We start from the raw sequence: 13,675 nt of genomic DNA, 5'->3' as shown, positions 1-13,675 counted from the left end.
GGCGCGAAATTATCGGAGGTTGATGATGGTCTGGGTGACCGCATCGGAGGTTTCAATGGTTTTGGCGTTGGCCTGGTAGTTGCGCTGGGCAATGATCAGGTTCACCAGCTCTGCCGAAAGATCCACATTGGAGTCCTCTACGGAGCTGGCCTTGATGGAACCAAGCGTGCCGGTATCCGGAGCACCAATCACCGGCTGGCCGGATTCAAAGGTTTCCACCCATGTGGTGTCACCCACCGGAGAAAGACCGTCAGTGTTATTGAACGCAGCCAGCGCCACCTGACCCAGAGACTTGGACTGACCATTGGTATACCGGGCGAAGATCACGCCCTGGTCGGACACATCGAGGCCTGAAAGACGGCCGGTGGTGTAGCCGTTCTGCTGCTGATCGTTAACACCAAATGCCGCGCCATACTGGGTGGTATTGGCCAGATTGACAACGAACGCAGAACTGGTGGCCGGCTCAGGAATCGGGCTGACCACATCACCGGGATTTGCCGGCGGGCCGTCAGCACCGTTCGGATCACCGCTTGGATCCTTAGGCACCCAGTCGGTAATAATCAACTCACCGTTCGGATCACCGTTGATGGATTCCAGCTGGCCATCCTGGTCAAACAAGGCAGTGTATGGCGTCTGGTCGGTACCACCCACCAGTTCACCGTCAATCTGGAGGTAGATAGACCACTGGCTCTGACCCACCCCGTTACCCGGAGATGGCTCTTTTACATAGAACTGGGTCAATTCGTGGGAATTGCCCAGGCTGTCAAAAATGGTGGTCGACGTTGCGTGGTTGTAAGTACGCTGGTCGATGGGATTGAATTCGTTGGTTACGGTAAACGGTGTCGCATTGAAGGCGACTTCAAACGCGTTGCTACCTGAATCAGTGGTCACCTGCTCAACATTGCGATCGGTGGTAACGAACACCTCACCGTCATATTGCTGGTTGTTGGTGAGCGGAGTACCTGTGGGAGCATCGCCGTAGGCTACCTCCAGCGGCTGCCCACCACTGTGGATGATTCGCAAAACATCGGGGGTTGAGGGGTCTTCGTCATCATCGACAACCGAGGCCGAGATCGCATTGTCGCTGGTGTCGTTAATGGCTTCCGCCACATCTTCCAGGGAGGATACATTTTCCAGATTCAGCGGGATCGGTGCAGATCCGTCTATCCGGATTTCAAGCCGGAAATTGGTGGCGCTGCTCACATCGCTATCGGTCAAACCGGTCAGGGAAGCTGCGGTTCTGGCAGTGGCCGTTACTCCCGGCGCAGCATTAATGGCAATGGCAGCATCACTGGCAGAAGCCGTGGCATCAATCTGCGGTACCGTGTAATCACTGGTGCCGTCGGAGTAGCCGAAGGTAAAGCCGGAACCTTGAAGATCTGCAAGCGCGATCGGATCAAAATCCCGGATGCGACGCTCAAGCACAGTCTCTCGGGAATCCAGATTCAGATCGGTCTGGAGATTCGTTGTGCGACGGGGCGCCAGGTTGTCGGTTTCAATCTGAAGGTCACCACGGATGCCAGACAGGTTGCCATCATCATCAGCGGTATAACCTTGCACCCTCATATTCTGGTTATTAACAACATAGCCTTCTTTATCAATCCCGAACTGGCCAGCCCGGGAGTAACGGATTTCACCGCCATTGTTCAGAATAAAGAAGCCATCACCACTGATAGCCATATCCAGGCCGTTATCGGTGAAGCTGATATTGCCCTGACCGAATGACTGCTTTACGTCCTGCACCCGCACGCCGTCGCCAATCGGATTGGTACCGGCACTCAGGAAACCACTGGCGTACAAATCACCGAACTGTACCTTGCTGCTTTTGAAGCCGACGGTACTGGCGTTGGCGATGTTGTTACCGGTGACATCCAGATCCACCGAAGCGGCGCGCAGACCACTCAAACCTGTGTTAAATGCCATGACTTATACCTCCTGGTCTGACACCGGATCAGTTGATTTGTTTGACTTCAGACAGCGGAATGGAGCCCATTCCGGCCAGATTCAGAGTAATGGAACCACCCTGCCCCAACGACACACTGTCGACATTAGCGCTCACCATGGTCGCCAACTGCTCCGATCCGGAGGGATAGGAGCCCTGCGCCACAATCGAGTAGGGGCCGGGCGGCAAAGGATTGCCGTTGCCGTCTTGCCCATCCCACTGGAACGAAACCACACCAGCCTGGCTGCTGCCCATATCAATCTGGCGAACTAACTCACCGCTTTGATTCATGACCGACAGTCGCAGCCCACCCGTGGAAGCCGGCACCTGAATGGTGCCAGTTATCTCGCCTTCGCTACCCAGAATGCCCACACTGGAGGGTGCCAGAACGGTTTTGCCCACCATCGCCGAGGCCTGCAAGGCCTGGCTGGACCGGAACTGACCAACCACATCGTCGACACTGCCCGACAGATTCTGCATTTCTTCCAGTGAACTGAACTGGGCCAACTGGGCGATAAAATCGCCGTTGTCCTGCGGCTCCAGTGGGTTCTGATTCTTGAGCTGCGCCAGCATCAGCTCCATAAACGCGTCTTTACCCAGCTCGTTGCCACCAGGGGTCTTGCCCTCCTGGTTCAGTTGGTACTGGCTCAGCACGTCTGAGGCGGCTGCGGAATTCACTGCACTCATGGCTTAATCCTCACTTGTTACTGCTGACCCAGTGTCAGAATTCGCTGCATCATGGATTTGGCGGTGTTCATGACATCCACATTCATCTGAAAACTGCGGGACGACGACATCATGTCCGCCATTTCCTCAACCACGTTCACGTTGGGGTAATAAACGTACCCTTCCTCGTTCGCGGCAGGGTGATTCGGCTCATAGCGCATCTGCAGTTCTGCATCGCTCTCGACAATCCCCTCAACGCGAACACCTGCCCCGGCCCCCTCTTCGGAACCAATACCAAATCCCTGCTGATCAGGGTTCAGCATGGCCTGCTGAATAGCGGCAAACACCGGTTTGCGGGCACGGTACGTTGTATCCGTGCTCGAACTGGCGGTTTCTGCGTTGGCAATGTTAGACGCGGTGGTGTTGAGCCGCAGTGACTGTGCGGTCATGCCGGAACCGGCGATGTCGAAAATGTTACCCAGTGACATGACAATCTCCTTCAATCTCGTACGGACTGCGGCTTATTCGCCCTTCAGCGCCTTGGTCAGGCCGGAAAACCGACTACTCAGGAACTGGAAGCTGGCCTGGTAATCCATGGCGTTGCGCATGAAACGGGTCTGCTCGGCCTGCGCATCCACGGTATTGCCATCAATTGATGGCTGGTGCGGGGTACGGTACAGCAGCTCGCCGTCAGCGCCAGGGCTGGAGGTGTCCATATGGCCACTGTGGGTCGTGGTCATACCAAAGCCCGTCATGGAATCCTGCGCCTTCTGCATCATCGCCTGGAAATCCACGTCGCGGGCTTTGTAGCCCGGGGTGTCGGCATTTGCCAGGTTGTTCGCCAGCACTTCGGCCCGCTTGACCCGCGCCTGCAGCGCGTGCTCATGAATACCAAGCGCTTTGTCGAATGTAATAGCCATTACTGCCTCCAGATCTTTGCACCGACCAGGCTGAACCTGTGAACTTGCCGGTTTTGCGTTCTGAAGTGATTAAAGCAAGCAGAGTGCCAGAATTGAAAAAGCCCGCTGTAATGCGGGCTTCCAAGAGGGCTGTCGAATAAATGAGCGGCAAATTCCGGTTAAACGCAACGAGGGCGGCAACGGGTTTCCCCAGGCGGAGTTGCCGCTGATCGAGGCTCAGACTTGCCAAGGGGAAGTGCGCCCTGGCGCGGCCCACCTTGAGACATACTCTTTGGTATCGGGCCGGGGCACCGATGGTTTCTCACTGGCAACGGTACCGGTATAGAGGAAACCGACAATGGACTCGCCCGGCAGCAGCCCAAGACCGTCATGCAGCGACGGATGATAAGCCACAGGCCCGGTTCGCCACATGGCGCCGTAGCCGGCATCATTCAGCGCCAGGGAGATAAAACTCATACCGGCCGCTGCCGACATTACCTGCTCCACCTCCGGCACCTTCGGATGATGACGGGGCGACGCAATACCGACAATAATCATGGGTGCACGAGCCGGAGCATTCCGGGCCTTCTCACGCTCCTTATCAGAAGCCTCCGGCGGGCAGCATTCAGCAAACAGGTCGCCCAGAGCTGCCAGGCCTTCCCCCTCTATCACGAGATAACGCCAGGGCCTCAACAACGCATGATCCGGGGCCCGGGCCGCGCACCGGAAGGCCTGATCAACCACAGACACCGGTGGTGCCGGTGCCTGCAAACGGGGCTCCGAAGCACGATCCAGAATAAAACGGGTTATCGAACTCATACAGTCTCGCTGTTGATTGGTTGCATGATTTTCGGTTGGGCCGGAAGCGGCCCCGATGAATTGTGAGTTCTACGTAATGCTGTTAATCTTTAGTCGTAGTTCAAACCAACAATTATAAAGAACCGGCAACATACAATGAGCGACCAGCGGGCATTTCGCAACTTTGCAGAATTCTACCCGGACCACCTGGATGATCACAGTGGCGCTGACTGCCTCCGCTTTCATTTTATTGAGTGCAAGCTTGCTCTGAGTGTTGTCTTGTGGGCTGTTTATTGCCTTATGGGAGACTGGGGAATGTTTCGCGACATACTTATCGGAAGGATCCGGTTCTGAAAATGATGAGCGCACCCGCTGAATTACGCAGCGTAACCGGCAATACCGGCAAGCTGGGGCAAGGCGACATCTACGACCACACGGTGGCGATTCCACCGATGCCCGATTACAACGGTCGGATACTGGCCTACACCGCCACTGCCGCCATTATTGTCACGGGTGTCCTTCAGGATGTGTTTCCCCAATTGCTTCTCTGGATGGTGGCTGGCGCTCTGATCTGGCCTCATCTCGCGCACGTGCTTACACGGCGAACCTTCCTGCGACGTTCAGCCCGGATTCGGCAAAAAATGCTGTTCCTCGACTGCATAATCGGAGGCAGCTTTATTGGTTTGATCGGATTAATCGCCATTCCGTCGGTATCGGTTGTCCTGATGCTGATGTTCAGCTGTCTGATCGTGGGCGGCGTCAGGCAATGGTTGTTCGGCACAGCGCTCATGTCTGCCGCCATGGCCGCCACAGTGGCGGCAACCGGCACCGCCGCCGATCTGGAAGCCCCCCTGCTCACCAGCATCGTCGCCATTTTGGCCACAGGCACGTACATCTGCGTTACCGCCTATTACTCACACCAACAGGCCCGGGCCCTGCTGCTGGCAAAGACCCAGATTCAGAACCAGCGGGAACAGTCCATCGCCCTGTCCCACAAGCTCTCGAAATACCTGTCGCCTCAGGTCTGGCAGTCCATCTTTACCGGGGAACGGGATGTTCGGCTTGAAACCCAGCGCAAGAAACTCGCAGTGTTTTTCTCAGACATAAAAGGCTTTACTGAACTGTCGGAGGAGATGGAGCCGGAAGCCCTTACCGAGCTTCTGAATCACTACTTCAACGAAATGTCAGAGGTCGCCCTGAAATACGGCGGCACCATCGACAAGTTTGTCGGCGATTCCATCATGGTGTTCTTTGGCGATCCGACCAGTCGCGGCCAGAAAGAAGATGCGTTCTCGTGTGTGTCCATGGCCATCGAGATGCGCAAACACATGAAGATCATGCGCCAGAAATGGCGCAGCCAGGGCATCAAGACGCCCCTGGAAATCCGCATGGGCATCAGTACCGGCTACACCACGGTTGGTAACTTCGGCGCCGAAAACCGGATGGATTACACCATTATCGGCAAGGAAGTGAACCTCGCCAGCCGACTGGAGTCCCTGGCGGAACCAGGCGAGATTCTGGTGTCGTATGAGACCTTCTCGCTGATCAAAGACCGCATTATGTGCCGGGACAAGGGCGAGATTACCGTAAAAGGCTTTGGCAAGCCGGTGCCCATCTACGAGGTGGTGGATTTCCGGCGCGACATGGGGCCTCACCGTAGCTTCCTGGAACACGAACACAGCGGCTTTGCCATGTACCTGGATTCCGATAAGGTCACCGAACGGGAGCGCAAAGCCATACTCAGCGCCCTCGAAGACGCAGCCGACCGACTGCGTCAGGAAGACGATACCGAATAGCCGAGCCTGCTACTGCCTAACCAGCCGCGGCCCCGGACCATCTTCAGCACACGTGCTGCGCCAGGGGTTGATATCCAGGCCACCACGCCGGGTGTAACGGGCGCACACCATCAAGGATTCCGGCTGACACCTCGCCATCAAGTCAGTAAAGATGGTTTCAACACAATGTTCGTGAAAATCCTGTTTCTGACGGAAGCTCACGATATAGCGCAGCAACCCTGCCCGATCAATCTTCCTCCCGGAATAGCGAATCAGTACCGTGGCCCAGTCGGGTTGGCCGGTCACTGGACAGTTGCTTTTCAGAAGATGTGAACACAAGCCTTCACTGACCACCGGCTCGCTGGTTGTCAGCGACTCAGGCGCATAGTCGTAGGCCACCTGCTCTAGCGTTTCATCATCGATCAACTCGTATCCTTCGGGCCGGCCGATTGCAGGCGCTGAGTCATCCACACTCAGAAGTGTCACATCCACCGCCGCGCCACAGGCACTCGAAAGATCCTGGGTAATGGTCTCGGCCACTTGAGCCGGAGACGAGAACACCGCCTGATTCAGAGAGTTCAGGTACAACTTCAGGGATTTGCTCTCAATAATGGCAGGCGATGCCGCAGGAAACCGGATTTCTCCCCAGGCCACGGCCGGTACACCGCCAGGCTTCAGCCAGGAGATTTCCCACGCCTGCCACATGTCCTCACCAAACCAGGGCCAGCGACCATCGTCCAGGCCGATTCGCCGGCGGTTTTCTTCCCGGGCCACCGGGAACAGCAGAGACGGATCATACTGATCAGGGTATTCACTGGACTTGCCCAGTGGCGCGTTATCAAGAGCCATATCAGTTCCGGAATTGAATCAGTGTCGAATGCCCTTGCCACGGGCAAGCATGCGCAAGGCTACCGCCGCCAGCAAGACGATGAAAACCAGAATCATACCAAGAGACACGAACGGATTAACGTCCGAAACACCCAGTATGCCGAAGCGAAAACCGTTAACCATATACAGGATCGGATTCGCCATGGACACGCCCTGCCAGAACGACGGCAGCATGTCGATGCTGTAGAACACACCACCAAGGTACGTTAGCGGAGTAAGCACAAAGGTCGGGACGATGGAAATGTCATCAAACTTGGTCGCCAGCATGGCGTTGATGAAGCCGCCCAGAGAGAACAATGCCGATGTGAGAATCACCGTGATAACCACCATCAGCAGGTTATGGATACTTAACTGAGTGAATGCCAGCGACAGCAAGGTGACGATCAGGCCGATACTCAGACCCCGGGCCATACCACCAGCCACATAGCCCGCCAGGATGGTCCAGTTCGGCACCGGCGACACCAGCAATTCCTCAATACTGCGCTGGAACTTCATAGAGAAAAACGACGACACCACATTGGAGTAGGAATTGGTGATCACCGCCATCATGATCAGGCCCGGCACAATGAACTGCATATAGTCGTAGCCGCCCATTTCACCGATGCGGGAACCAATCAGGTTGCCAAAAATAATAAAATACAGCGTCATCGTGACGGCCGGCGGCAACAGCGTCTGCGGCCAGATCCGGGTAAAGCGCCGAACCTCGCGGGTAACGATGGTTGTAAAGGCTGTCCACAGTGCTTGCGGTGTCATGCTGTCACCTCGCTGGCTTTCTCTGCCTCCCGGGCATTCTCCTCAACCATGCGAACGAACAGCTCTTCCAGCCGGTTGGCCTTGGTTCGCATGCTCAGCACACGAATACCCAGATTCTCCAGTTCGATAAACAGAGCGTTCAAACCCTGTCCCTTGGCAACTTCCACTTCAAGCGCACCATCGTCATCCAGGCTGGCTTTGAATGCAGTCAGCTCAGGGGCTTTTTCTAACGGCTGCTCGGTATCCAGTACAAAGGTTTCTACACTGAGCTGTTGCAGCAGTTCCCGCTTGCTGGTGTGCCGGATGATTTCCCCATGATCAATAATGGCAATGTTGCGGCACAGGGCTTCCGCCTCCTCCAGATAGTGGGTGGTCAGAATGATGGTAGTCCCCTGACGATTCATCTCCTCCAGGAATTGCCACATGGAGCGACGCAATTCGATATCCACACCGGCCGTCGGCTCATCAAGAATCAGCAATCTGGGCTCATGTACCAGTGCCCGGGCGATCATCAGGCGGCGTTTCATACCACCGGACAACATCCTGGCCGGTGTGTTGCGCTTGTCCCAGAGCCCGAGCTTCTTCAGATACTTTTCCGCAGACACCCGTGCGGTTTTCAGGGGTATGCCGTAATAACCAGCCTGCGTGGTGACGATATCTTCCACCTTCTCGAACTGGTTAAAATTGAATTCCTGTGGAACCACACCCAGGGAGAGCTTGGCGCTTGAGAGGTCTGTATCGATATCATGGCCGAACACTCTGACCTTGCCGCCCGACTTGTTTACCAGAGAGGAAACAATCCCAAGAGTGGTCGACTTGCCGGCCCCGTTTGGGCCCAGCAAGGCGAAAAAATCGCCTTCCCGAACGTGCAGATCAATGCCTTTGAGGGCCTGAAAACCATCGCTGTAGTTCTTGGTCAGCCCTTCAATGTCCAGTGCGTAGGTCATACACCCCACCGTTGTTCAGAAACCGGGCTCCAGAGGAGCTAAAAAGATAGAGAGCTATTTGATTGAGGCAACGCCGGAAAATTCAAGGGACGAGGCCAATTAAAGCCAGGTGCCCCAAACCCTCAAACTGCGACAGGATTCCCGATATAGCCGAAGTGCCATCCCTATAATGCGGTTACAACAACTTACAAATCGGACACCGGCCACCGGATGCTCCAGGTCAACGCGAAGGGATTGTACGAAACGCCATGAAACTCGTTCACCTCACCCGCTTTATTCTGCCACTCTCTGCAGCCATCGCCCTGACCGGCTGCTTCGATAGTGGCAGCAGCTCCGGATCCGACGATACCCGCACCGGGCGAATTCATTTCCAGGGCGTTGGTGGGCTGACCTACCAGACTGCCAGTCAGTCCGGAAAGACCAACACCCGTGGCGAGTTCCGCTATTACCCCGGCGAGACACTCTCGGTCAAAGTAGGCAATCTCCCTATCGCAGAAGGGATTCCGGCAAGGGAATACGTGACCTTCCTGGAATTTCAGGAAGACACCCGCGCGGCCCTGCAAACCCCGGCCGTTGACGATGAAGGACTGAACAGCCACCAGGTCCGTGAACAGCTATTGTTTGAGAACAACACACTGATGAACCTGTCCCGCTTCCTTCTGGCCCTGAACTGGACCGAGAACGTAGACGACGACGAGGGCATCGACATCCGCGAGCGAGTCATCAACCAGCTCAACCAGGCGCTTGATGATCCTAACCTGCCGAACACCATAGATTTCAATGTCAGCATCGGCGAGTTTACCGCCGAGAATTCGCCGGCCAACCTGATCCTGGCGGAGATCTGCTTCCACCCGAAAGACGACCCACTGTGCGGTGAGCCGCCAACCCAGGAGGAAATCGACAACGCCGATGACCGCCCTGTAGATGGTGAGCTGGATCCTGATATCGACTACAAGGAAGATCTGGAGGCGCTCCGGGAACGAATTCTCCAGTCTGTGCGCAACATGGATGAATTCGACAACGAACAGGCCCGCAATTACCTTCGCAGAGAGCTCGCCGCTATAACCCGGAAGTTATCAAGGCAGTACTACCTGTCACCGGAAGACGCCACACACGCCGCCGGCGACACCAGCATCAAGTCCGTGAAAGTCAAAAAGATCAGGGGGGACGCTCAACTGGCCCAGCTGCAGGCCCAAAGCACACGCCCAACCGACGTTTATGTTAACGCCGAAAGCTGGCAAGAGGCAGAAGTGGAGTACGTGGTCGACGGCCCCACAGGCGGTGAATCAGAAATTCTGGTGAACTTCCGGCCGGAGGGCACCTATCGCTGGGTGCGCAAGCAGATACGCATACTTATCGATTAATCAGTTTACCCAGGGACCAACGGGACTCGGCACCTGTTACATCGTAGCCAGCCGGGTCCAGGCCCTCGGTGCCGTGAGGCAAACACTCGCGCACGGTCAGTAACTCCGAGGCGCCTCGGGACTCATTGTGCCGGGCCAGATCAACAATCTTTGCGGATTTCAGCGGCCGATGCTCGGCGTCCTGCATGACCATCACGCTGGGCCACAGCCTCCTTCCCGGTGAGTGGGATACCACAATGCCACGCTGGCCATCAGAAAGCTCCACCAGAGTACCGGTCGGATACACGCCCACACCCTGGATAAAAGCCTCAACAAGATCTTCCTGAAATTCGATATTGCGCATATCGTACAACAGCGATACCGCTTTTGCCGGTGTCATGGGATCCTGATCATCCCTGGGCGCAATCAAAGACTCAAAGAATTCTGCAATACCTGCAACTTTTGCCAGCAGCGGGATACGGTCGCCACGAATTCCCTGTGGAAAACCGGAACCATTGTGCCGCTCGCGGTGCCCCTGAACCACGCTCATAACGGCTCTGGAGAGACCCGCGCCTTCCAGCATCTGACAACCACGTTCCACATAGGTGCGATAAGTCGCGTATTCTTCAGTGGATAGACGGTGCTCTCGGGCCAGCATCTCTTTAGGCAATGCGGTCTTACCCACCTGCGACAAAAGACACCCTACCCCGAGATGGTTCAGGAGCCCTTCGTTCAATCCTAGCTGCCGGCCACACACCAGGGCCCATACTGCGGTATTCAGGGCATGCCGATACACAAAATCATCATACTGGCGGGTGCGGCTCAGCCACAAAAGCGCGTTCGGCTGGCGAACGACGCTCTCTACCATGCGGCGGGTGACCTCCGCAGCCGGGCGCAAATCCGGCATCTGGTCATCCTGGATGGTCTCGAACATCCGGCTTAGCGCCAGTTCCGCATCACTGAGAAGTTTGCGGGATACTTTGAGCTCTTTTCTGAGAGGCACTTCGTTCTTGTAGGCAACCGGTTCGCGAATACTCAGTGGCGCCAGCTGCAATTGCTCACGACCACCGGAACGGGCGTTGGAACGTCGGGCAAAAGGGCGAACCTTGTCTGGCCCGAGGGTGATTTCCTCGCGGGTTTCCGCCACATCGACCATCACCCACTTACAGTGGGAGACAACGGCTTTCAGATCGTTTTCGGAACGGAGGTAAAAGCCCTGGATGGGAAACGGTGTTTGATGCCAGGGGCGATCAAGATCAGACACGAACATGCCGATCTCAAGATCATGTGCCGCAATTTTTTTCTGACGAACGCCCACTAGACACCTCAGGAACAGGGATTCTTTGACAGTTCCCAGTTTGCCACGTTAACGGCAAGAAACCATTACTATTTGGTAGCGAACCGTCACCAAAGCGCAACAAGTCGTAACTCAGATTTTCACTCGGCAACGAAATGTATCACTGTGACAAAGCTCACAGGAAAAAGCAGACAGACTTCAATCTTCCAGGCACTGAGTCTCGTCAAAATCCGGCAGACGCGCATTCAAAGAGCCCCGGGGCACCTTCCTGGCATAAACCGTATAGGCGACTGCAGACGGACGAATGTAATCAACATTCACCTCTTCACCACCCCTCATCAGGGTTGCCCTCGCAGGCTGGCAGGAAACCAGAAGCTCAAAGCGGCTGCCGACATCGGCCACCCGGCCCCCTCCCTGAGGCGTTTTTACCGTAAGACAGGAAGACTGCCCTGTGGCCGGCGAACCTGTGGCCGCCAAGACATCCAGCGAGGGGTCTCCACAAGCACGAATGCCATCACCACAATCACCAGCACTGTCATGACTGCTGTCGGCAATACGCCAGACCCGATCACTACACTGGGTTTCCAGTTTCATGGTGGTGGCCTGATTACGGCCCGGCCACCACTCTGGATACTCCGCGCTTTGCCAGTTCACCCGCACCTGCCGGGTTTCACCCGCGGAATTCTCCGCGGGGAACATGGCATAGTGAGTATAGTAGCTGGCGCATCCTGATAGCATTGCCATCGGCACGACAAACACCGAGACCATCAATCTGAAGTACGCAGGTGAACTCATCAGGCAAAACCTTTTCTTTTAACTGCGCCCATTATCTCCATCATGAGATTCCCTTCCGTCAACTATTCGGCAGTATCGGCAAACTGCAACCCGAACCCGTCAACCGTGCGACGCACCACCACCATGTCCAGAATGGGGGCCGGCACAGGAAGCCCCTGCACCTGAACGCTTACGCAATCGCCCAAGGAGGGCTCGAAAACCTGTTCACCCACAACGATGAAAACGCCGCCGTCTGAGATGTCACGGGTAGAGAAGACGAATTCTCCCAACTGTTCATGGACCAACTTCACTTTTGCGCTCATTGCCGTGCGGCTATGCTCTCTGCGATCACTACCGACCATGCTCGGAAACCCTGCTATTTGCTGCCTTCTTATAGTGTTCTGAAGCATAACACTATTTTCTGAAAAATATCCCCGAAGGGTTATTGACTCATTCGCGGTTAGCAATGAGAATAGTTGTCGTTTTTAACTGCCTGTCACATTCGATTACAGGCGAATGTTCACCTTTTAGCAACGCGACAGAAAGGATCACCACTATGCGAATGAAACTTGCCGCAACTGCCGCCATCGCTCTGGCCGCCATGCCGCTGTCTGCCTCTGCCGACGGCGAGGTCAATATCTACTCCTACCGTCAGGCTTACCTGCTGGAACCGCTGCTCAACGCCTTCACCGAAGAAACAGGCATTGAAGCGAACGTTGTCTTTGCCAAGCAGGGTCTGGCCGAGCGCCTTGAGCGTGAAGGCCGCAACAGCCCGGCAGACGTGGTGATGACGGTCGACATTTCACGCATCAACGAACTGGTTGAGAAAGACCTCGTTGCCGGCGTTGAGACCGACACGCTGCAGGAGAACATTCCGGAGAACCTGCGCCACCCGGAAGGTAAGTGGTACGCCCTGACCACTCGTGGTCGCCTGATCTTCGCATCCAAAGATCGCGTTGAAGAGGGTGAGATCACCACATACGAGCAACTGGCTGATGACAAGTGGGAAGGCCGCATCTGTACCCGCAGCGGCAAGCACCCGTACAACATCGCCCTGATCTCCTCCATGATCGCCCACCACGGTGAAGAAAAGACCGAAGAGTGGCTGCAAGGCGTCAAAGAAAACCTGGCACGCAAACCCCAGGGTGGCGATCGCGACCAGATCAAAGCCATCGCTGAAGGCGTCTGCGACATTTCCACTGGCAACAGCTACTACTACGGCAACATGCTGATGGACGAAAACCAGCGCCCGATCGCCGAACAGGTTAACCTGGTATTCCCGAATGCCGAAGGTCGTGGCACTCACGTAAACATCAGTGGCATTTCCCTCACCAAGAGCGCGCCGAACAAGGACAATGCCATCAAGCTGATGGAATTCCTGTCCTCACCGGAAGCCCAGCGCATCTACGCGGAAGCCAACACCGAGTACCCGGCGAACCCGGAAGTGAAGCCTTCTGGCCTGGTAGCCGAGTGGGGTGAGATCAACCCGGACGATCTGTCACTGCAGGAAATCGCCAACAACCGCGAAGCGGCTGTGAAGCTGGTTGACCGCGTTGACTATGACGGCTGATCAGCCTCACACCAACCGGTAAA

14 protein-coding genes are annotated in these 13,675 nt (G+C 55.9%); 3 read left to right on the top strand and 11 right to left on the bottom strand.

Translation table 11 applies throughout. The features are described from left to right. Nucleotides 1–9: 9 nt before the first annotated feature. The 5 genes from C7436_RS00575 to C7436_RS00555 form a co-directional block, all read right to left on the bottom strand. Complete coding sequence (locus C7436_RS00575) at nucleotides 10–1,923, bottom strand: flagellar hook protein FlgE (RefSeq protein ID WP_014421755.1); 1,914 nt, start codon at nucleotides 1,921–1,923, stop codon at nucleotides 10–12. 28 nt (nucleotides 1,924–1,951) lie between these two features. Beyond that, nucleotides 1,952–2,629, bottom strand: coding sequence for a flagellar hook assembly protein FlgD (locus tag C7436_RS00570; protein ID WP_011784613.1), 678 nt, complete (start codon nucleotides 2,627–2,629; stop codon nucleotides 1,952–1,954). 17 nt (nucleotides 2,630–2,646) lie between these two features. Continuing rightward, complete coding sequence (flgC, locus tag C7436_RS00565) at nucleotides 2,647–3,096, bottom strand: flagellar basal body rod protein FlgC (RefSeq protein ID WP_022992507.1); 450 nt, start codon at nucleotides 3,094–3,096, stop codon at nucleotides 2,647–2,649. A 33-nt stretch (nucleotides 3,097–3,129) separates the two neighbouring features. Continuing rightward, nucleotides 3,130–3,528: a flagellar basal body rod protein FlgB gene (gene flgB, locus C7436_RS00560; RefSeq protein WP_011784611.1), complete on the bottom strand. Its 399-nt coding sequence runs from the start codon at nucleotides 3,526–3,528 to the stop codon at nucleotides 3,130–3,132. Between the two features lie 216 nt (nucleotides 3,529–3,744). Next, nucleotides 3,745–4,326: a nitroreductase family protein gene (locus tag C7436_RS00555; RefSeq protein WP_121206347.1), complete on the bottom strand. Its 582-nt coding sequence runs from the start codon at nucleotides 4,324–4,326 to the stop codon at nucleotides 3,745–3,747. Between the two features lie 335 nt (nucleotides 4,327–4,661). Between C7436_RS00555 and C7436_RS00545 the strand changes: the two genes are divergently transcribed. After that, nucleotides 4,662–6,101, top strand: coding sequence for an adenylate/guanylate cyclase domain-containing protein (locus tag C7436_RS00545; protein ID WP_011784609.1), 1,440 nt, complete (start codon nucleotides 4,662–4,664; stop codon nucleotides 6,099–6,101). A gap of 9 nt (nucleotides 6,102–6,110) precedes the next feature. Here C7436_RS00545 and queF read toward each other — a convergent pair whose 3' ends face one another. From queF to C7436_RS00530, 3 genes are read right to left on the bottom strand one after another with little or no spacing between them, the layout of a single operon-like run. Then, complete coding sequence (gene queF / locus C7436_RS00540) at nucleotides 6,111–6,929, bottom strand: NADPH-dependent 7-cyano-7-deazaguanine reductase QueF (RefSeq protein ID WP_121206346.1); 819 nt, start codon at nucleotides 6,927–6,929, stop codon at nucleotides 6,111–6,113. 18 nt (nucleotides 6,930–6,947) lie between these two features. Then, on the bottom strand, nucleotides 6,948–7,721 hold the full coding sequence (locus C7436_RS00535) for an ABC transporter permease (RefSeq protein WP_011784607.1): 774 nt from the start codon (nucleotides 7,719–7,721) through the stop codon (nucleotides 6,948–6,950). Then, nucleotides 7,718–8,668, bottom strand: a complete 951-nt coding sequence (locus C7436_RS00530) for an ABC transporter ATP-binding protein (protein ID WP_014421760.1) — start codon at nucleotides 8,666–8,668, stop codon at nucleotides 7,718–7,720. The genes C7436_RS00535 and C7436_RS00530 overlap by 4 nt, the downstream gene beginning before the upstream one ends. Nucleotides 8,669–8,916: 248 nt before the next feature. Here C7436_RS00530 and C7436_RS00525 point away from each other — a divergent pair, with 248 nt between their 5' ends. Next, a complete protein-coding gene (locus tag C7436_RS00525) occupies nucleotides 8,917–10,032 on the top strand; it encodes an organic solvent ABC transporter permease (RefSeq protein ID WP_121206345.1) in 1,116 nt (371 codons plus the stop codon). Here the strand turns inward: C7436_RS00525 and C7436_RS00520 are convergent. From C7436_RS00520 to C7436_RS00510, 3 genes are all read right to left on the bottom strand, one after another. Continuing rightward, the gene (locus tag C7436_RS00520) at nucleotides 10,022–11,329 is read right to left on the bottom strand and encodes an HD-GYP domain-containing protein (protein ID WP_014421762.1); all 1,308 of its coding nucleotides are present in this window, start codon (nucleotides 11,327–11,329) and stop codon (nucleotides 10,022–10,024) included. The two genes, C7436_RS00525 and C7436_RS00520, sit on opposite strands and share 11 nt — an antisense overlap. A gap of 177 nt (nucleotides 11,330–11,506) precedes the next feature. Next, nucleotides 11,507–12,103, bottom strand: a complete 597-nt coding sequence (locus tag C7436_RS00515; protein WP_041654778.1) for a hypothetical protein — start codon at nucleotides 12,101–12,103, stop codon at nucleotides 11,507–11,509. Nucleotides 12,104–12,165: 62 nt separating this feature from the next. Continuing rightward, nucleotides 12,166–12,444: a PilZ domain-containing protein gene (locus tag C7436_RS00510; protein WP_014421764.1), complete on the bottom strand. Its 279-nt coding sequence runs from the start codon at nucleotides 12,442–12,444 to the stop codon at nucleotides 12,166–12,168. 194 nt (nucleotides 12,445–12,638) lie between these two features. On the opposite strand from C7436_RS00510, the gene C7436_RS00505 reads away from it, so the two are divergent. Further along, complete coding sequence (locus C7436_RS00505; protein WP_121206344.1) at nucleotides 12,639–13,652, top strand: Fe(3+) ABC transporter substrate-binding protein; 1,014 nt, start codon at nucleotides 12,639–12,641, stop codon at nucleotides 13,650–13,652. Nucleotides 13,653–13,675 lie beyond the last annotated feature (23 nt).

The organism is Marinobacter nauticus, assembly GCF_003634635.1.
In the GTDB taxonomy this organism is placed as follows: Bacteria; Pseudomonadota; Gammaproteobacteria; order Pseudomonadales; family Oleiphilaceae; genus Marinobacter; species Marinobacter nauticus.
This window is presented reverse-complemented; position numbering and strand designations above follow the sequence as displayed.